This window comes from Campylobacter sp. TTU_617, assembly GCF_016599045.1.
Taxonomy (GTDB): domain Bacteria; phylum Campylobacterota; class Campylobacteria; order Campylobacterales; family Campylobacteraceae; genus Campylobacter_D.
The window spans coordinates 198,652-218,715 of the sequence record NZ_JAENKV010000001.1 but is presented as its reverse complement, the minus strand read 5'-3'; the positions used below and the strand labels follow the sequence as shown (position 1 = coordinate 218,715).

17 protein-coding genes and 3 pseudogenes are annotated in these 20,064 nt (G+C 25.1%); 8 read left to right on the top strand and 12 right to left on the bottom strand.

Features of this window, described 5'->3' with window-relative positions; all coding sequences use genetic code 11:
• Positions 1-64 precede the first annotated feature (64 nt).
• From GQV94_RS01050 to GQV94_RS01040, 3 genes and pseudogenes are all read right to left on the bottom strand, one after another.
• Entirely contained in the window at positions 65-556 is a 492-nt protein-coding gene (locus tag GQV94_RS01050) for a hypothetical protein (protein ID WP_200169132.1), read from the bottom strand.
• A 206-nt stretch (positions 557-762) separates the two neighbouring features.
• Complete coding sequence (locus tag GQV94_RS01045; RefSeq protein ID WP_200169131.1) at positions 763-1,011, bottom strand: hypothetical protein; 249 nt, start codon at positions 1,009-1,011, stop codon at positions 763-765.
• Between the two features lie 220 nt (positions 1,012-1,231).
• Positions 1,232-1,393 (bottom strand): annotated as a pseudogene (locus GQV94_RS01040) (bacteriocin); the annotation flags it as partial.
• 121 nt (positions 1,394-1,514) lie between these two features.
• Here GQV94_RS01040 and GQV94_RS01035 point away from each other — a divergent pair.
• Positions 1,515-2,356 (top strand): annotated as a pseudogene (locus GQV94_RS01035) (hypothetical protein).
• Positions 2,341-2,937: pseudogene (locus GQV94_RS01030) on the top strand (C39 family peptidase). Before GQV94_RS01035 ends, GQV94_RS01030 begins: the two co-directional pseudogenes overlap by 16 nt.
• 439 nt (positions 2,938-3,376) lie before the next feature.
• Here the strand turns inward: GQV94_RS01030 and GQV94_RS01025 are convergent.
• Positions 3,377-4,696, bottom strand: a complete 1,320-nt coding sequence (locus GQV94_RS01025) for an SH3 domain-containing C40 family peptidase (RefSeq protein WP_200169130.1) — start codon at positions 4,694-4,696, stop codon at positions 3,377-3,379.
• A 46-nt stretch (positions 4,697-4,742) separates the two neighbouring features.
• On the opposite strand from GQV94_RS01025, the gene GQV94_RS01020 reads away from it, so the two are divergent.
• Positions 4,743-6,074, top strand: a complete 1,332-nt coding sequence (locus tag GQV94_RS01020) for an ATP-dependent DNA helicase (protein WP_200169129.1) — start codon at positions 4,743-4,745, stop codon at positions 6,072-6,074.
• Positions 6,071-6,706 (top strand): hypothetical protein, encoded by a 636-nt coding sequence (locus GQV94_RS01015; RefSeq protein WP_200169128.1) that lies wholly within the window; start codon positions 6,071-6,073, stop codon positions 6,704-6,706. The genes GQV94_RS01020 and GQV94_RS01015 overlap by 4 nt, the downstream gene beginning before the upstream one ends.
• Here the strand turns inward: GQV94_RS01015 and lolA are convergent.
• Positions 6,703-7,209, bottom strand: a complete 507-nt coding sequence (gene lolA, locus GQV94_RS01010) for a LolA-like outer membrane lipoprotein chaperone (RefSeq protein WP_200169127.1) — start codon at positions 7,207-7,209, stop codon at positions 6,703-6,705. The two genes, GQV94_RS01015 and lolA, sit on opposite strands and share 4 nt — an antisense overlap.
• A gap of 103 nt (positions 7,210-7,312) precedes the next feature.
• On the opposite strand from lolA, the gene secA reads away from it, so the two are divergent.
• Both secA and GQV94_RS01000 read left to right on the top strand, forming a co-directional pair.
• The gene (gene secA, locus GQV94_RS01005; RefSeq protein WP_200169126.1) at positions 7,313-9,895 is read left to right on the top strand and encodes a preprotein translocase subunit SecA; all 2,583 of its coding nucleotides are present in this window, start codon (positions 7,313-7,315) and stop codon (positions 9,893-9,895) included.
• Positions 9,892-11,091 (top strand): ABC transporter permease, encoded by a 1,200-nt coding sequence (locus tag GQV94_RS01000; RefSeq protein WP_200169125.1) that lies wholly within the window; start codon positions 9,892-9,894, stop codon positions 11,089-11,091. Before secA ends, GQV94_RS01000 begins: the two co-directional genes overlap by 4 nt.
• A 4-nt stretch (positions 11,092-11,095) precedes the next feature.
• On the opposite strand, the gene GQV94_RS00995 is transcribed toward GQV94_RS01000, so the two are convergent.
• Genes GQV94_RS00995 through rpiB form a run of 7 tightly spaced genes read right to left on the bottom strand, consistent with a single transcriptional unit; the run spans position 11,096 to position 18,518 of the window.
• A complete protein-coding gene (locus GQV94_RS00995; RefSeq protein ID WP_234126255.1) occupies positions 11,096-14,044 on the bottom strand; it encodes an MFS transporter in 2,949 nt (982 codons plus the stop codon).
• Complete coding sequence (gene ychF / locus GQV94_RS00990; protein WP_200169123.1) at positions 14,041-15,150, bottom strand: redox-regulated ATPase YchF; 1,110 nt, start codon at positions 15,148-15,150, stop codon at positions 14,041-14,043. The genes GQV94_RS00995 and ychF overlap by 4 nt, the downstream gene beginning before the upstream one ends.
• A complete protein-coding gene (locus GQV94_RS00985; RefSeq protein ID WP_200169122.1) occupies positions 15,147-16,598 on the bottom strand; it encodes a leucyl aminopeptidase in 1,452 nt (483 codons plus the stop codon). Before GQV94_RS00985 ends, ychF begins: the two co-directional genes overlap by 4 nt.
• Positions 16,598-17,191, bottom strand: a complete 594-nt coding sequence (locus GQV94_RS00980) for a DedA family protein (protein WP_200169121.1) — start codon at positions 17,189-17,191, stop codon at positions 16,598-16,600. Before GQV94_RS00980 ends, GQV94_RS00985 begins: the two co-directional genes overlap by 1 nt.
• Positions 17,192-17,202: 11 nt before the next feature.
• Positions 17,203-17,751, bottom strand: a complete 549-nt coding sequence (gene apt / locus GQV94_RS00975) for an adenine phosphoribosyltransferase (RefSeq protein ID WP_200169120.1) — start codon at positions 17,749-17,751, stop codon at positions 17,203-17,205.
• A complete protein-coding gene (locus tag GQV94_RS00970) occupies positions 17,748-18,080 on the bottom strand; it encodes a hypothetical protein (protein ID WP_200169119.1) in 333 nt (110 codons plus the stop codon). Before GQV94_RS00970 ends, apt begins: the two co-directional genes overlap by 4 nt.
• A complete protein-coding gene (rpiB, locus tag GQV94_RS00965; RefSeq protein WP_200169118.1) occupies positions 18,081-18,518 on the bottom strand; it encodes a ribose 5-phosphate isomerase B in 438 nt (145 codons plus the stop codon). It lies immediately after the preceding gene.
• A 149-nt stretch (positions 18,519-18,667) separates the two neighbouring features.
• Between rpiB and GQV94_RS00960 the strand changes: the two genes are divergently transcribed.
• Complete coding sequence (locus tag GQV94_RS00960) at positions 18,668-19,219, top strand: CheB methylesterase domain-containing protein (RefSeq protein WP_200169117.1); 552 nt, start codon at positions 18,668-18,670, stop codon at positions 19,217-19,219.
• 21 nt (positions 19,220-19,240) lie between these two features.
• Positions 19,241-20,023, top strand: coding sequence for a CheR family methyltransferase (locus GQV94_RS00955; RefSeq protein ID WP_200169116.1), 783 nt, complete (start codon positions 19,241-19,243; stop codon positions 20,021-20,023).
• Positions 20,024-20,064 lie beyond the last annotated feature (41 nt).

Sequence of the window (20,064 nt, the reverse complement as noted above, 5' to 3'; positions counted from 1 at the left end):
TAAAGAAGTTTAAAAATATAAAACACTTTTACTTGATTAAAAAGTAAAATTATTTCTAAATTATTTAAATATTATTTTTTAATATATCTTTCAATGGTGAAATAGAATTTTTAATAAAAAGATCTTCTTGCTTATTTTTTAAATTAGTTTTGAAATTTTCTAAATCTTTTCTTACAATATCCCAATAAATATTTACAAGAGTAAAATTTGAAGATTCTTTTTCATTTTCTTCTTTTGGAAGATTTTTAACATTTTCATGAGCCTTTTGGATATCAAGTTCAAAATTTGATTTATCATATATGGAAAAGCTAGTAAATTTACCCTCTGTTCCATCATCGTTAAAATAAATGCTAATATCTATATCTTCTTTAAAATCACCAAGTGATTTTATGTCAGCATTTTTTATGTTTGTGAGCAAATTTTTTCTTTCACTTGTGCTTAAATTTTTATCACTTATAAATGAAAATTTATATATTTGGCTATCATTATGTTCTAGAAAACCATAGCTTCCATACTTATTTTCATCCATTGTTTGCATAGAAAATTCTGCTCCCATACTAAGAGTTTTTCCATTGATAGTATGAAGATTTGCCTCGATATAAAGTTCATTATTATCATTTAAATCTATTTTTATATCACTTAATTTTGCTCTTGTCCCATAGATATTAGTTTGTTCTAATGGTGTTCTTAAAAAAGAAATAATAAGACTTTGCTGTTTGGAATCTAAACTATTAAAATCAATTTTATTTCCATTTAAATCTTTTATATTATAATATATTTAGTGATTTCATTGTTAACATAGTTGTTACTATTATCGCTATAGATATTTAAAAAATCATTTTTATCTATATTTTTATGATTTTCATCTTTTGAAAATTGGTTAAATTTATTGTCTAAGATTTCTTGCCATTTAGAGCCATCATTATAAATTCCACCACAATATTCTTTATCACGCTTGTAATCAATAACAGCACCAAATGGCGTGTTGCTAACTTGAAAACTACTTAGCATTTGTTTAAATGTCCTTAATTCATTTTATATATAAGAATATTATCTTTAACTCCCAATATAACTATTCCGTTTCCTTGGTAACCCATTTTTTTCTTGCTGAATCTATTCCAGAGTTCGATTTAAGATTTCCATTTGCATCGGTTGTAATATACATTGAATCACTTGCAAGTCAGACTTTATATCCATATTTATCAAGTTTAGATATTCTATGATAGAATGCACCACCTACTATTTGTTTCATCTCATCTAAATTAAGAGCCTTTATGCCTTGAGAGTTATCGTTTATTGCACCATTACTAACTTTAGCTAAAAAATCCCCAGCAAAAGCAGAATTTACCAACAAAGAACCTAAAATCAATGAACTTGCCAATTTTTTTAACATAATTTCTTCTTAATTTTTATTATATTTATTCTTTATTTACATAATATCATAAATTTAATATTAAAATCAAATTTTTCTTGTTTTATTAAAAAAATTTTTAAAAACATTTAGAAAGGTAACAATGAAAAAGATTTGTTTAGTGTTTATGGTTTTAGTCAGTTGTGTTTTTTCTAGTGATAAACTAAATATAGATAGTTTATTAAAAAACAAATAGGTATAAGAAGTATTACAAATTTTTCTCTTCTTAGTTCTGGGAATGCAAATTCCTATACTATTTATCCTGATATTATTGTAAAATTTTTTAATGATGCAAAACAATTATTTTTAACTCAAACTTTCATTTATACCATAGCACCCAAGTTTGATACACTTGTTTCAGGGGGTGGAAGTTATGCAAGACAAGAATACATAAACTTTTTTACAAATGAGTATTCTAGTAAAAATCGAATAGGCTTTGATAGTTTATAGCTAGGTTTTATTTATACAGGCGATAGTATTGCAGATTTAATTCCGCAAATTATCTTTCAAACTGCAATCATTCAAAGAGAAAAAGCAATCAGTCAAACCAAAAACTTTTATCTAAAATCACAAAACCTACAAGTTAGTTTAAGAGGATACAGCGATCCAGTTGTATATAACATTTATACCGGTTTTGGTTATAACTAATTAAGAAAATTTAAAACCCTTAAAATAGAGTATGGAAATAGTATTTATGTGGGTGGGGATTTATCTATTATTCTAAGTCCTAAAACTACTTTAGATTTGGGAGCAGAGCAAAGATTTCAAACCGAGCAAAAAATCAATGGTTATCAAAATTCAAAAGTACGTTCTATTCCAACTTTAAGTTTAGGTTCTACTTATAGTATTAATTTGGATAACGCAGTTTTTGTTAATGCTAGTTTTGAGGGAAGCTCTGCTGCACCTGATGTAATTTTTGGTATCAATCTATGGAAAAAATTTTAAAAATATTATTAATATTTATTATTCTGCCTTTATTCTTAAAGGCAGAATTTATAGTCAAGTCTTATCAAGAAATTAAAAATGAAAGAGTAATAAGACAAACTTATGAAGAGTCTTGTGGAGTTTCATCTTTGGCAACTTTAATTAATATACTTGATAATCAAAAGTTTAATGAGCTTAAACTTTTGGAAATAATGAGTGGACAACAACTTTACACTGATATGGTAAGCTTTGCAGATTTAAGCGATGCGGTTAAAAAGCTAGGCTATGAAAGTAATTCATATCAAATTAATAGAGAAAGTTTAGATAAGCTTATAAATATTCCAATGCTTGTAAAAATTGAAGATGATCCGCGCTTCCCGCATTTTGTGGTAATTATCAATCATAAAGGCAATTATTTACAAATACTTGATCCAAGTCATGGAGAATATATAAGTTCTAAAAGTCAGTTTTTTAGTGTATAGGATAGATACAATAAAGGTAGCTACGCTTTAATAGTAGCACCTAAAAAAGAGCTAAAAAAATTTAAACTTAATATACCAAAATCTTTAAATTTTGACTTTAGACCTTTTAGTTTGTATTGATTTTATATTTAAAAGAAAGCGTTAAAATGATATATAAAGAATTAATTTTTAACTAAATTAATAATAGAATAGGATTTGCTTTTATATATAAACTTCTTCATATTCAAAATAACTTTTAAAGGATAAATTTCCAAGTTTCATTTAAACTTTTAAATATTTTAAAAAAAGTTGGCTTATCTTTAATTTTTAGTTTAAATAAGTAATAGTAAATTTTTTATTTATGTTTAAGAACTCTTTTACTTAAATCATAAAAAAGTATAGGATTTATTAAGTTAAATCTATTGTTTATTTTAATTTTTATTTGATTAAAAATATTTAAAGCTTTGATATTTGAATGCTTTTTTAGCTTTTAGAATTTTTAGATTTTCTAAATTTATTCTATATCATTTTTGCTTTTAATTTTATTTAGTTTTTTAAAATAATGATTGTATTTTCTTATCTAAAAAAGATTTTTTAGATAAGATTTTATGATATTTTTTTCATTTGAATTAAGATTCATAAAAGCAATTTTGCTTAGTTTTGAAATATATAAATTTTCATTTGGGATATTGGTTTGGTTTTTTCCTATTTGTAAAGAGGTAATGGCACTTTGAGAAATTAATAATCTAGTATTATTATAACCTTTTACTCCCCAAGCACTATGCAATACAATATGTGTATTATTTATTTTTCCTCCATAAAGCATAATGTGTCCAGGAAAATAAAGCAAACTAAGATAAGGTTTAGCAAAACGATCAAGAAAATCTTCTTTTTGTTTTTGATTTAACTTGCTAATGTCAAAATAATCAAAACTAGTAATTTGTGCATAAGAATTTCTAGGCATATAAATTCCAAAAGCAGAAAATAAATCTCTTGTAAATAAAGAACAATCGCGTTCAAAGTCATATCCTCCCCATCCATAAGGAAGATTTAGAACTTGAGAAATTTGATTTTTTAAATTTTCATCATTTAATTTTATAGGAAAAGTTGAAAAAAGAGTTTTTTTAGCTTTATATTTATAGGATCCAATTTTACCATAATAATAATTTTCATCTTTTTTATAGTAAGGATAAATAGCTCCAATACGTGTTTGAAATAGAAAATTTCCCTTTATATCAAAGATTGATACTTTTTCTTTAAGCGGAGTTATAAAATTTAAATTTTCATAGATTTTTGCTCTATGATCATTTATAAATTCAAAATGATTAGCTTTAATAAAGCCAAAACCATTTTCACTCATTATAAAAGCATAGCGTTTATCTTTACTGTAATGAGATACTAAGATAGCAGATCCTATGTTTAAAATAGCATTTTGTGCATAATCAAAAGGTAGGCCTTCTCCTTCTTCAAAAGGATTTTTTAAGATAGCTTTAGGGCTTGGTAAATTTCTGATTAAAGAATTTTGTATAACTAAGGCTTTTTTATTTATGGATCCTAAATTTTGGATATTTGAGTTTTTAATTTGTTCATCAAACCAAAGTTGGGAGATTTTTTGTTTATTAAAAAAATAAAATTGATTTTTTTGATTTTTATACATTTTAAAAGCCCAAAATAAATCTTCATTTTTTAATTTTTTAAAATCACTATGCCAAGGACGAAAAAAATATTTTTTATAAGCATTATTAATAGAAAAATTTTCATCTAATTTAGGCAATATAGAAACATTTTGTTCAAATTTAAAATGTGCATACTGCGGAGTTTTGGTTTTAGGTGGTTGCTGTGTATTTAATGCGCATCCATTTATAAATAACAAAATAATAAATAAAAAATAATGATACATAAAAAAACCTTTATAAAAATAGTTATAATTATAATAAGGAAAAATAATGCTTGATAAACTAGAGAAAATTTTAGAAAAAAATAATGTTTTTTTAAGTGGTGGTGCTGGTGTTGGAAAATCGTTTTTGACAAATAAACTAAAAACGCTTTATCAAAAACAAGGTAAAAATGTTGTTTCTTTAGGATCTACTGCTTTAAGTGCGTTTAATATCAATGGAATTACTTTACATAGTTTTTTTTGTTTCGGAAGAAGTATAAGCCAAAGTGAGCTTGCATTTTATGATAAAAAACAAAAAGAAAAAATTACAAAATTAAATAAAATTTTAAAAAAAACTGATTTAATTATTATTGATGAAATCTCAATGGTAAGTGCAAATGTTTTTGATATGATTGTTCTTAGGTTAAAAAATGCAAATTTTAATGGCAAGATTTTAATTGTTGGAGATTTTTTTCAATTACCTCCTGTAATAAAAGATAATAATCAAACATTATTTTCTAATTCTTTTTATGCTTTTAATTCTATATTTTGGAATGATTTAAATTTTAAATTTTTAAAGTTAAGTATATCCAAAAGAACAGATAATGAAGAATTTTATCATTATTTATCTTTTTTAAGAAAAGGAGAAGTTAATGATAGTATTTTTTCATATTTTGAAAAATTGCTAATAAAAGAAACAGAATTTGATGAAATATCTGATGATTTTACTTTATTATGTGGCATAAATAAAAAAGTTGATTTAATCAATTCTCAAAAATTAAGCAAACTTAAAAGCGAATTGATAATTTTTAAAGCACAAATTAAAAAAGAAGATCCAACTTTAGAAGATAAGGTTTTATATTCTTGGGTTAAAAGTTTAAATATTTTAGAAGAATTAAAATTAAAAATAGGTGCTAAAATAATATTTTGTTTAAATAATTGGGAAAAAAATTATTATAATGGGGAACAAGGCATTATAAAAGATATTTTTGAAAAAGATAAAGAAATTTATATTGAAATTTTAAAAAATAATGGCACAATTGTTTTATTAGAACCTTATACTTTTAATATGGAAGAATTAAGTCAAAATCAAAATGATTTAGAAGTTAATATTCGCGCAAGCATTAGACAATTTCCTATAAAACTTGCATACGCTATAACAATTCATAAGTCTCAAGGTATGAGTATAGAAAAATTAATTTGCGATATTAATAATATATTTGAAAATGGACAACTTTATGTAGCTCTTTCAAGAGCTATAAATCCAAATAGTTTAAAAATACTTTATTCTAGGATTGATAATTTTAGATCTTATTTTTATAATAGCTTAAAAATTGATACACAAGTTTTAGAATTTTATAAAAAAAATAATTTCTTAGATTTAGAAAAGGATGAAATATGAAAAAATATTTTTTTATTTTAATAATACCATTTTTATTATGTGCTGATACTTTAGAAATTACAGATTTAAAAACAGATCTTTATTCTAAGAGTAGTAATAATTTGCTTAAAAAAATTAATATTTCTTTAGAAATTAATGGAGAGAATTTAGAAAATAATAAAGCAAAAATTATTGATAGTATTAATAGTGTAATTTCGAGTTTTTTTTATGAAGATATTTTTACAGAACTTGGAAAAGGGACGTTTAAACAGACACTAGAAAAATTTATTTATAAAAAATATAAAATAAAAATTAATTCTATTTATATTTTATCTTTAAATAGTGTTGAAAAATTTGATATAGAAGAGTTAAAGCAGTTTTTAAAATCTCAAGAACAAGAAAAAGAAAATTCAGAGCAAATACCACATATTAAAGCTCCAGAAGTTCCTAAAGTCCCAAATGTTTCTTTAAATGATGATTTAAATTTATCTAAAATAGAAAATATAAAATTAGAAAATAATTTAACGCTAGATAATAATACATCTAATGTTTTGCCTCAGATATTTAAAGAAAATAATATTAGCAAAAAAGAAAATAATTCAAGTAGTGCTACTGGATTTGAGATAAAGCTTGATGAAAATCAAACTTTTTAAGAAACAATATCAAAATTTTTTGGAATTTTTGGTATAAATAAATTTTCATTAATACGAATATTTCTTTTTTGATTGAATAGTTTAATATTGACATTATTATCAAATTCGTCTTTATAAGAAATATTTTCCACTTGATTTTCTTTTAATTTTAAAACATAAGTAGTATTTTCATATTTAGCTTCATAGGTATTTTGATCAATCATTTTAGCATTTTTAAAAATTTCATTTAAATTTGGAATATTTTCAAGTTTTGAAATAATAACTTGCTCTAAATCATATTCTATAATAGTGATTTTATTGTTATCTATGAAAATATCTTTATGTATGGGATTTTGATAATTCCAAAGAGCTTTATTGTGGGTTATAGTAAAATGACCTGTATAATTGATTTTTGTTTTTTTATTATCTATGCTTTGGATAAAATCACTTGAAAAATTTTCAAAACTTAGATCAAGAGCAAAAATTTTAATCATCATACTTAATAAAATAAACACGATTTTCATAAAATTCCTTAAAAAATAAATATTTTTTAAAGCATTCTAGCTAAGTTTAATTAAATAATAGTTATAATGATAGTTTAAAAGATTTTAATCAAAAGGCTAAATTATGTTTTTAAGCACCTTAAAAACTTTACTTGGAACAAAAAATGATCGTGAAATAAAAAAATATTTTAAACGCGTTGAAAAAATAAATTCTCTCGAAGAAAAATATCAGAAAATGCAAGATGAAGAATTAAAAAATATTTTTGCAAATTTAAAAGAACAAGTTTTAAATAATCAAGTAAGTTTAGATGAAATTTTAAATGATGTTTTTGCAATAGTAAGAGAGGTTGGTAAAAGAACTCTTAATATGCGTCATTTTGATGTTCAGCTAATTGGTGGTATGGTTTTACATGAGGGAAAAATTGCAGAAATGAAAACAGGTGAAGGTAAGACCTTGGTTGCTACATTACCTGTAGTTTTAAATGCTATGAGTGGTAAAGGTGTTCATGTAGTTACTGTAAATGATTATTTAGCAAAAAGAGATGCAGAACAAATGAGTGCTCTTTATAATTTTTTAAATTTAAGTGTTGGGGTTATTGTTTCAGAGCAAAATAGCGATATAGAAAGAAAAAAGGCTTATAGTTGCGATATTACTTATGGAACAAACAATGAATTTGGCTTTGATTATTTACGTGATAATATGAAATTCGAAGCAAAAGATAAAGTGCAAAGAGGATATAATTTTGTTATTGTTGATGAAGTAGATAGTATTTTAATTGATGAAGCAAGAACTCCTCTAATTATAAGTGGTCCTACAAATAGAACTTTGGATGGCTATATTAAAGCTAATGAAGTAGCTAAAAAAATGAAACGAGCCAAAGAAGTGGAGGCACCACAAAAACCAGAAGGTGATTTTTTAGTAGATGAAAAAAATAGAACTATACTTATTACAGAAGAGGGTATAGCAAAAGCTGAAAAGCTTTTTGGAGTTGAAAATTTATATAGTCTTGATAATGCAATCTTAGCTCATCAATTAGATCAAGCTTTAAAAGCTCATAATCTTTTTGAAAAAGACGTGCATTATGTATTACGCAATAATGAAGTTGTTATAGTAGATGAATTTACTGGAAGATTAAGCGAAGGAAGACGTTTTAGCGATGGGCTTCATCAGGCTTTAGAGGCAAAAGAAAATGTAAAAATTCAAGAAGAAAGTCAGACTTTAGCTGATATAACTTTCCAAAATTATTTTAGAATGTATAATAAACTTGCAGGTATGACTGGAACTGCACAAACTGAAGCAAGTGAATTTTCACAAATTTATAATTTAGAGGTAATTTCAATCCCTACAAATATTAAAATTCAAAGAATTGATAAAGATGATCTTATTTATAAAACTCAAGAAGAAAAATTTAAAGCTGTAATAGAAGAAATTAAAAAAGCAAATTCCAAAGGTCAGCCTGTTTTAGTTGGAACTGCAAGTATAGAAAGAAGTGAAGTTTTTCATAAAATGCTTGTTAAAGAAAAAATTCCGCACTATGTTTTAAATGCAAAAAATCACGAGCAAGAAGCTTTAATTATACAAGATGCAGGAAAAAAAGGAGCTGTAACTATAGCTACAAATATGGCAGGACGTGGAGTTGATATAAAAATTGATGATGAAATAAGGGCATTAGGGGGACTTTATATCATTGGAACAGAGCGTCACGAAAGCAGAAGGATAGATAATCAACTTCGCGGTCGCGCTGGACGTCAAGGCGATCCTGGTATGAGTCGTTTTTATTTAAGCCTTGAAGATAATCTTTTAAGAATTTTTGGTGGTGATCGTATAAAAGGTATTATGGATAAATTGGGTATTCAAGAAGGTGAAAGTATAGAATCAAGAATAGTTACTAAAGCCATTGAAAATGCACAAAAGAAAGTTGAAAATTTACATTTTGAAAGTAGAAAGCATTTATTAGAATACGATGATGTAGCCAATGAACAAAGAAAAACAATATATCGTTATCGCAATGAGCTTTTAGATGAGGATTATGATATTAAAAGTAAAATTTCTCAAAATATTCAAGAGTATGTTTCTAATATTATGAATGAATTTTCAACCTATGATGAAGATAAAAAATTTGAAAATTTAAAACAAAAAATTCTTTATGAGTGTTCAACTGAAATTGATGATAAAGAATTTAAAGATTTAGAAAATTCCCAAATTCAAGAGAAATTAGTTTTGATATTGCAAAATTCTTATAATCATAAAATGCAAGAATTATCACAAGAAGAAATAAGAAATATAGAAAGAATTATTTACCTTCAAGTTTTAGATAATGCTTGGCGTGAGCATTTATATCAAATGGATATTTTAAAAACAGGGATTGGGCTTAGAGGTTATAATCAAAAGGATCCTTTAGTAGAGTATAAAAAAGAAAGCTATAATCTTTTTTTAGAGCTTGTAGAACGTATTAAATTTGATAGTATAAAACTTCTTTTTAGTATAGTTTTAAATAAAAAAGATATTAAAAATTTAGAAGAAAAAGCTAATGAAGAAAATCAAAAAATTTTAGACAATGCAGTTGAATTTGGAGCAAGCGAGGATAATTTAGGTGAGATGGAATTTAGAAAAGTCCCAAGAAATTCTCCTTGTCCTTGTGGTAGTGGAAAAAAATTTAAAGAATGTCACGGAAAAAGTGGGCCAAAACAAGGAATATTTTCTTGAAAAAAGGAATTTTGAGATATTTACTTTTTAAATATCTTCGCTTTGATAAAGAGCAACCTTTTATCAATCTTTCTATGCTTTTAGCCTTTTTAGGTGTTAGTGTCGGTCTTTGTGTGCTTTTGGTAGCAATGGCTATAATGAATGGCTTTGATAAAGAGTTTGAAAAAAGATTTTTTGTAATGAATTATCCTATTACTATTATGCCTAAATTTTACTCTTTGATTGATGATAATTTAATTGATAAATTAAAAAAAGAATTTCCTCAACTTAAATTTAGCCCTTATATCAGCACTCAAGTAATTATTAAAACAGATAATTCTTTTGAAGGTGGAGTATTATTTGGGGTCAATTTTCAAGATGAAAAAGAGATTAATGAGATAGTTAAAAAAGCCCTAATAATTGATCAAATACAAAATTTCGATATTTTAGTAGGTTCTGCTTTAGTGCGTGAGTTTGGTTTGAAAAGAGGGGATAAGTTAGCTATTATTTTCTCAAATCTTGATGCGAGTGGATTTTCTTTAACTCCTAAAACAAAACGTTTTGACATTAAAGCACAATTTCATTCAGGGCTTTTATTTTATGATAAGGCTTATATGTATGCTGATGTAAATGCTTTAAGAAAAATTTTAAATAGAAAACAAGATTATGATGGTATTCATATTTATAGCACCAATGCCTTTGAAGATCTTAAAAAAATAAAACAATATTTAGGAGATGATTATATAAGCGTTGGTTGGTGGGAGCAAAATCAAAACTTTTTTTCGGCACTAGCTTTAGAAAAAAGAGCTTTATTTATAGTTTTAATGCTTATTATTCTTGTTGCAAGTTTAAATATAGTAAGTTCTTTACTTATGATAGTGATGAATCGTCGTAGTGAAATTGCTCTTTTATTAGCCTTAGGAGCTAGTAGGGCAGAGATTAAAAAAAGTTTTTTTTCTTTGGGTATGCTAATTGGTGGAAGCGGTATGATATGTGGTGTTATTTTAGCTTTTATTATTTTATGGCTTTTGGGAAATTTTGATATTATTTCTCTTCCTGCAGATGTTTATGGAACAACAAAACTACCTCTTGATTTATCAATGATTGATTTTTTCTTGACTATATGCGGAGCTTTAATCATTGTTGCTTTATCTTCTTACTATCCAGCAAAAAAAGCAACAGAAGTTAATGTTTTAGATACTTTAAGAAATGAATAATTCTTTATAACATATATAAAGAATTATTTTCATCAATATATCCTATTTTTTTCGTGTTATACCAGCGTATCCCATCTATTTCTTTAATCGCTTCATCGGTTAGTTTTTTATTGTTTAAATATCCAACCATAACTTGATGTCCACCTAATAATATAGTTCCATCTGTATCGATTTTTATAGCTATACCATCTAGAATTTGACCCAAGTTATTTTGATTTGAATTTGTATTAATACTTATTATAGGTGAAAGTTCATTTAATCCAAATGTAGAAAAAATTCTTTTTTTAAATTTTGACTCAAATTCTTCTTTAATATTTTGATCGATTTTGCCACCACTTAAAATAATTCTTGTATTTATAAATGTGTTTTCATTTAAAGTTTGAATGTAATTTTTAAAGGCATTTGTTTCTTCGCATATTATTGTAATTTGATTTGCAATTTTATTTTTAAAATTTGTATTAATAATAGCTTTAACTCCAGTTAAAATAGGAAGGAAAGTCATAATAAAGCCAAAAAAACTATAAGTAGGCAATGAAGATGATATCATATCATCATTTCTTAAATTAAATCGATCTGATATTTGCATAATAGTGCTTAGAATATTGCGATTGTTAAACATAATACCTTGATTATTTTCGTAATTTATATTTGTAATGGCAAGATTATTTTTTGAAGGCGAAAATATAAGTTTTAAAAGACTTTTTGGAAAAACACTTATTAAAAGCGTATATAAAAATATTTTATTTTGTTGATCTTTTATAGTTTTTAAAATATCTTCCATAAAAATTAAATGAATATTTTTATCATTGAAATTTAAATTAAGACTTTCAAAAAAAACTTTTGATGTATAAATTTGTTTGATATTTGAATTTTGAATAATGGAATAAATATTTTTATCATTATAATTTAAATTTATAATAACTTTTTGTGATAATAAAATACTAAGATTGCAAAGCAGATTTTCAAATGAATTTGGAAGTAAAATTCCTATACATTCTTCTTTTGGCGCATAACTTCCTCTTGAAAAATGTATATTTAGTGTTTTAGAGTTTTTTTTGATTATTTTGCTTAATATAAAAGTTAAAACTAAAAGCTTTCGATAAGTAAATGATATATTATTTAAAGGATCAATAAATGCAATACGAGAAAGATTTTTTTTAGCACAATCAATCCAAGTTCTTGTTATAGTATGCGTAGTTTCGCATCGCATTTGCCAAGTTTTAAATGATAGTTTTAATATACATTCTTGAATTTCTTTTTGACAAAGAGAATTTATTTCTTTGCCAAAGGCAATGCAAATATATTTTTGATTTATAGATCTATTTTTTAAAGAAAATTCTTCATTATTTTTATCAAAAGAACTATCCCATATACTTTTGATATGAAAAGGTATAATTTTTATTTGCTGATCTAAAATAATATTTTGCAAATTATAGTTTGTTTTATCTGTGAAAATACAAACTATTGCACCTTTGTTAAGTAGTTTAAGGCTTTCTTCTAGATTTTTAGACATAAAGTTAAATTTTTTAATAAAAAGTTTAATATACCAAGGAGAAAAAAGATTATTATCCATAATAAAATGAATTTTTCTAGGAATAACCATTTGTATAATAGCCCAATCAAGAAAACTATTATGATTTCCTATCAATAAAATCCCTTTTTGATTTGATAGATTTTCAAATCCATTGATTAAAAATTTATAATGGTGAAAAAAAGAAAAACTAATTAAAAATCTTACCAATAAAAAAGGAAGTTTTTTAAATATGTATAAAGACATAATAAAAGCAATAATTGTAAGAATATAAAAAATATAGTTTAAATTAAATTTAATAAATACAAGTAAAAAGATAGTCAGAATACAACTTAAAATAATAGTACTTTGTAAAAAATTATTTACAAGAATAACTTTTTGTATTTTTTTTACTTGAGAGTGCAGTTGTATCAGGGTAAAAAAAGGAATGATTACAAAAGATCCGCAAAACCCAAATAAAAAAAAGATTATAAAATGATTTAATATATAAGGCAATAATAGAGTTAAAATGCAAGAACCAAAAAGAGCAAAAGGAATAAATCCAAATTCAAGATAAGATATTGAAAATCTTTTAAAAACAAAAGAACCAAAGATAAATCCTATGGTTAAAAATATAAAATTTAAATAAAGATAAAATAAACTATCCTCAAGTAAAATATCTCTAACGTATATAGGAAATAATATTATATAAGATTCTAGCAATAATAAAAATATGGAAATTCCTAAAATAGAAGGAAAAAGAATTGGTTCTTTAATTATTGATTTTAAATTTTTTATAAAAATTTTTTTCTTTAAATAGCGCTTTAATGAATATGCAATCTTTTTTTCTTGTAAAATTGAAAGTTTATAGCTTAAAGCTAAATTTATTAAAGATAAAATAATAAAAGAAATACCAATGAAATTTATAAAATTAAAAATATTATTTTTGTTTAAATAAAAATAAGATATTCCAAAAGCAATTAAAATTGCCAAAGCACTACCAATGCCAATTAATAAATTAATTTTTAATACAAATTGTTTTTGAATTATTTTCAATATATAAGCATAAAAAATAGGAAAATAAAAAGAATTAAATAAAGCTAATAGAAAATTTAAAAATAAAATCAGCCAAAAAATATGATTATAATAAGATATGCAAATAATTAAAGACAATAAAAACAACAAAAAACCCAATAATTTCATAATATGTTTTTTAAAATAAAAAATATTAAAAAATTCAATTATAGGATAAAATAAAACAAAGGGTAGAAAAAATAAAATATCATTTAATGTAATGAAAAAAAAATGTAAATCTTTTTCATAGGTATTATAAATGATATTTTCGGTTATTGTTTTATGGGTTGCATAAATAAAAACATTTATAAATATTGACAATAAAAGAATATAAACTTGACTAATTTTTTTTAGGAAAAAATCTCTCATTTACTTACATTAAACCTAAAATGCATAACATCTCCGTCATTAACTAAATAATCTTTTCCTTCTAAACGCAATTTTCCTGCTTCTTTAGCTTTAGCTTCCCCTCCATAATGAATGAAATCTTCATAAGAAATTACTTCAGCTTTAATAAAACCTTTTTCAAAATCATTATGAATAACGCTTGCAGCTTTTGGAGCTTTCCAGCCCTTTTTAATAGTCCAAGAGCGCACTTCTACTACTCCAGCAGTAAAATAGTTAATAAAGCCAAGCTTATGGAAACTTGTGCGGATAATTTGATCAAGTCCGCTTTCTTTAATTCCTAAAGAATTTAAAAATTCATAACTTTCTTCTGTGCTAAGAGTGCTTAATTCTTCTTCTATTTTAGCACAAAGTTTAATCACTTCTTGATTTTGTTTTTTTGCATATTCTTTTAGAGTTTTTACATAATGATTATCTTCATTAAGAGTATTTTCATCAACATTTGCTCCATAAATTACTTCTTTAGCAGAGAGTAATCTTAATTCTTTAATAAGATTTTGATAAATTTCACTATCTTGTTTTTCGAAAGTTTTTGCCATCAAGCCTTTATTAAGATGATCAAGTAAATGTGAAGCTAATTCTAATGCTTCTTTAGCTCCTTTTTGATTGGCTTTTGCCTCTTTAGAAAGTTTTTCTATTTTTTTATTTAATTGTTCAATATCAGCTAAAATAAGCTCTGTATTGATAATTTCAATATCTCTTATAGGATCTACACTTCCTTCAACGTGGGTGATATTTTCCTCTTCAAAGCAACGCACTATATGTAAAATAACCTCAGTTTCTCTAATGTTAGAAAGAAATTTATTACCAAGACCCTCTCCTTTACTTGCTCCTTTAACAAGTCCAGCTATATCTACAAATTCAATTAAAGATCTTATAATTTTTTGTGGATTAACAATTTTGGCTAATTGATCAAGACGTGAGTCAGGAACTTCAACCAATGCTTTGTTTGGTTCTATAGTGCAAAAAGGATAATTAGCACTTTGTGCATTTTGTGTTTTAGTTAAAGCATTAAAAGTTGTTGATTTTCCTACATTAGGAAGTCCTACTATTCCTACAGAAAGACTCATTTATTTTTCCTTAAAAGATGAATTAAGAAATTTACACACATTCTAACTCCAGCTCCACTTGCTCCAAAATTCATATAGCCCCAATTTTTTTCTATATAAGCAGGACCTGCAATATCTAAGTGCAACCATTTATCTTTGTATTCTTTGCGTATAAATTTATCTAAGAAAAGTCCAGCAGTAATTGCTCCTCCATAACGACTCGATGAAACATTGCAAACATCTGCTATATTTGATTTAATAAGTTCTTTAAGATAGGGATTAAAATGTAATATAGTTGTATATTCTCCACTTTTTTTACTTGATATATAAAATTCATTTTGTAAATCTTCGTTATTTCCCATAATAGCACTTGTATATTCTCCAAGTCCTACGACACAAGCTCCTGTTAAAGTAGCTAAGTCTATAAGTAAATCAGGTTTTAAATCTTGTGCAAAAGAAAGACAATCAGCCAGCACCAATCTCCCTTCTGCATCAGTATTTCTTACTTCTATACTAACACCTTCTCTTGAGATTAATATATCATCAGGTTTGTAAGAATTTCCACCTATCATATTTTCTGTAGCACCGATGATACAATGAACTTCAAATTCCAATTCAAGCTCAGCTATTGCTTTTATAATTCCCATAGCAGCGGCAGCACCGCTTTTATCTGCTTTCATAGTAACCATATAATCTGAAGGTTTTAAGCTAAGTCCGCCGCTATCATAAGTTAAACCTTTGCCCACAAATACAATACGTTTTTTTGCATTTTTATGCTTATAGCTAAGGTGAATAAGACGTGGAGGATGGATAGATGAGCGATTAACTGCTAAAAAAGCATTCATTTTTTCTTTGACTAAAAATTTTTCATCATAAATTTTACACGTTATATTTTTATTTGATTTTGCTAAATTTTTAGCATCTTCTGCCATTCGAAGCGGGGTATAAAATTCTGGAAATTCATTAACAATATTTTTTGTGAAATTTGTAGCATTAGCTAAAATATCACCTCTTGTAATTCCTATTTTTGCTTCATTTTGGTTAAATTTTTTACCATTAATATCATTTTTAGCTATAATGATTTTTTTAATATTTGATTGATTTTTTTCACTTTTATATTTATCAAATTTATATGTAGCAAAAATAATTCCCTCAACCAAAGAAGCAAAGCTTCTAACAACACATTCTCCTATTATAGAAGGGGTTTTTATAGTTTTAATATTTAATTTTTCAAGACATTTATAGGCCTCATAAAAACTTTTTCTTATATCTTCATAATTAAGGCTTTTAAGTTCTATAAACAATTTTTTATTATGTAAATCAATACATAATCCTTCACCCTTATAATTGTTAAGATCAAAGAAATTTTTATATTCTTTTAAATTCTTTATATTTTTATTTTGTATAAAAATAAGTTCAAAATCAGCTGCAATCTCTTCAATATTTTTTGAGCTAAGTTCAAATTTCATCATTTCTTCCTTTTTTCTTTTAATAAAGATTTTTCCATTTGCTTAAAACCAAATAATAAAAGCAATAAAAATAATATAATAATCAAAGCAGCATAATACCAATGCTCTTCTGCCCAGCTAACTGCCTTCCAAATGGCTTCTCCAAAATACCAAGCTAAAAGTATAGTAATGCTTGCCCAAACCCAAGCGCTAAAGAGATTAATAATAGCAAATTTTTTAGCACTATATCTTGTAATGCCAATACTCATAGGTATAATTGTTCTAAAGCCATACATATAGCGTTGAATAAAAATAATAGGCCAACCAAATTTTTGTAAAAGCAAATGAGCTACTGCGAATTTACGCCTTTGCGTTCTAAGTTTTTTTTGTATATATTTTTTATTATATCTTCCAATATAAAAATAAACTTGATCTCCAGCAAAGCCTCCAAGACCTGCTATAAAAATGACTAAACCTAAATTAACATGACCTTGATGAGCAAAAATTCCTGCTAAAATTAAAGCAAGTTCCCCTTCTAACATACACCATACAAAGATGATAATATAGGCAAGATCTTTATAATTATAAAGTAAATTTTTTAAAAAATCTTCCATAATAGGCCTTTCTAAATTTGTAAAATACTATAAACTGAAGTAATACTAGAGAGTTTTTCAGCCCCTTTTAAATCTTTTAATTCAAGTAAAAAGCAAGATTCTACACATTGCCCTCCAGCTTTTTGTATTAGCTCACAAGAAGCTATAGCAGTTCCTCCAGTTGCTATTAAATCATCAACAAGAAGTACTTTAGCATTTGGAATTCCTTTAAATGCATCTTGATGAATTTCTAAAGTATCGCTTCCATATTCTAATTCATATTTGCAAGAAAATGTTTTGTAAGGAAGTTTTTTAGGTTTTCTTATAGGAACAAAAGGAATATCAAGTCTTGCACAAAGCATAGCAGCAAAAATAAATCCACGACTTTCTGCCCCAGCAATAAAATCAAGAGTTGTATTTTTATAGCGTTCTTGTAAATGATTTAACAAAAAAGATAAAGCTTTTTTGTCATTAAGTAGGGTTGTAATATCTCTAAATTGAATACCTTTTTTAGGAAAATCTGCAATGGTTCTAATTGTATTAAGTAAATATTTTTGTTCTTCTGTGTTTAATGTTATCATAATAATGCCTCTATTTTTGCTTCTAATTCTTTAATTCTTTGTCTTAATTTATCATTCTCTAATCGATATTGAGAATTTCTAGTTCTAAGTGAAGTTAAATCAGCTTTAATTTTATTAAGCTCTTCTGTTAAAATATCTATATTTCCTAGACTCCTTTGAAGTTGAACTTGAAGTTTTCTTATGATGATTTCTGTATCATCAAGATTACGTTTAATAAACTCTTTAGAGTGTTTTTCTTTATGAAGTAGTGTTTTATAATAAAACAACATAACAATTAAATAAATACTGATACAAATAAGCAAAGTTAATATAAGCCAATCTAAAAACATTTATAATCCTATTTCAATTTTTTGAATTCTATTAATATGTCTTCCCTGATCAAAAGGTGTTTGGATAAAATTTTGAATAATATCAATCGCCAAATCAACCCCAATAAGTCTTCCACCTAAAGCTAAAACATTTGCATTATTGTGTTTTCTAGCTAGTTTTGCGCTAAGACTTTCATTGCATAAAGCACAGCGAATGTTTTTATGTCTATTTGCAGCAATTGAAATGCCAATCCCTGATCCACAAATTAAAATTCCAAAACTTTTATCATCAATTTTACTAGCGAGTAAATGAGCAAAATCAGGATAATCACAGCTTGAAGTATCATGCGTTCCTAAATCGATAAAAGTAATATTTTGGTTTTGAAAAAAAATACAAATTTGTTCTTTAAGTTTAAAACCAGCGTGATCACTGGCAATATAAATTTGTTCTTTAAGCATATTAAAAAACCCAATCTAACTAAAATTAAGATTTATTTTATCATAATAAAGTATAAAAATAATTAATTTAAAATATAAAATATGCTAAATATTTTTGTGATACAATAATATTCCAAAATATCTTTATAAATATCAAGGGAAATTAGTTAATGAAGTTTATACTCATAGGATCTTCTACAGGCGGACCTAATCAGCTTAAATATTTACTAAAAGATGTAAATATTAAAAATACTTGTATTATTATAGCTCAGCATATGAGTCAAAGTTTTATTCCTTCTTTTGTAAATCAGTTTAACAAAGAAGCTTTAAGCGAAGTATGTATTATAAATGATAAAGAAATGCTGTCAAATAAAATTTATATTTGCCAAAAAAATACTATTTTAACAGGTTCTTTAAATCCAGTTGCAATATGGCAAGATGAGATTTTGTCAGATTTTAAACCAAGTGTTGATTTACTTTTTAATTCTGCAATTGAACTTAGTAAAACAAATAAAATACTAGCTATTATTTTAACAGGTATGGGAAATGATGGGGCAAAATCTTTGCTTAAGCTCTATAAAGCCGGAGTAAAGTGTTTATGTGAAAATGAAGCAGATTCTGTAGTTTATGGAATGCCCAAAAGAGCTAAAGATTTAAATCCTGACTTAAAGCCTATGAGTTTGAAAGAAATTAAAAAAGAGATTTTAGATTTTATTGAATAAGAATAATATTAAGGAGTATCTATGGAAACAAAGAGTCTTAATGAATTTGAATTTAATGAATTTGTAAAAATAATCAACGAAATAAGCGGTATAGATTTAACTGATAAAAAAAATACCTTATCTTTAAAATTATCTAAATTTTTATTAGAACATGGATTTGATAATTTTCAAAATTTTTTGCTCAAATTAAAAGTTAATCAGAAATTAAAACAAGAAACTTTAGATTTTGTTACCATAGGTGAAACATATTTTTTAAGAGAACTTGAGCAACTAAAAGAAGCAATTTATTATATTAAAAGTTTGGAAAAAAGTGTAAGGGTTTTAAGCGCTCCTTGTTCAACGGGAGAAGAAGTATATTCTTTAGCTATTTTAGCTAGTCAAAATTACGTTAAAGATATAGATATTTTAGGAATTGATATAAATTCTAATGTTATAGAAAAAGCAAAATTAGGAAAATATCAAGGAAGGACATTGCAAAGACTTAGCGAGATTGAAAAAAATAAATTTTTTACAAGAGAAGATGAAATATATACTATCAATAAAAGCGAACTTTGTCCTTGTAAATTTGAGCTTTGTAATGTTTTTGAAGATAAATTTTTAAGACTTGGAAAATTTGATATTATTGTATCGAGAAATATGATGATTTATTTTAATTATGATTCTAAGTTAAAACTTATGGAGCATTTTTATAAAATTTTAAATAATAAAGGAAGATTATATATTGGAAATGCCGATTTAGCTCCTGATATAGAATTGTTTAAAAAAGTTTTTTCTTCTAAAGGTGTATATTACGAAAAAATATAAATCATTTGAAGATCTTTATTTTACAGCATTTTTTAATATTT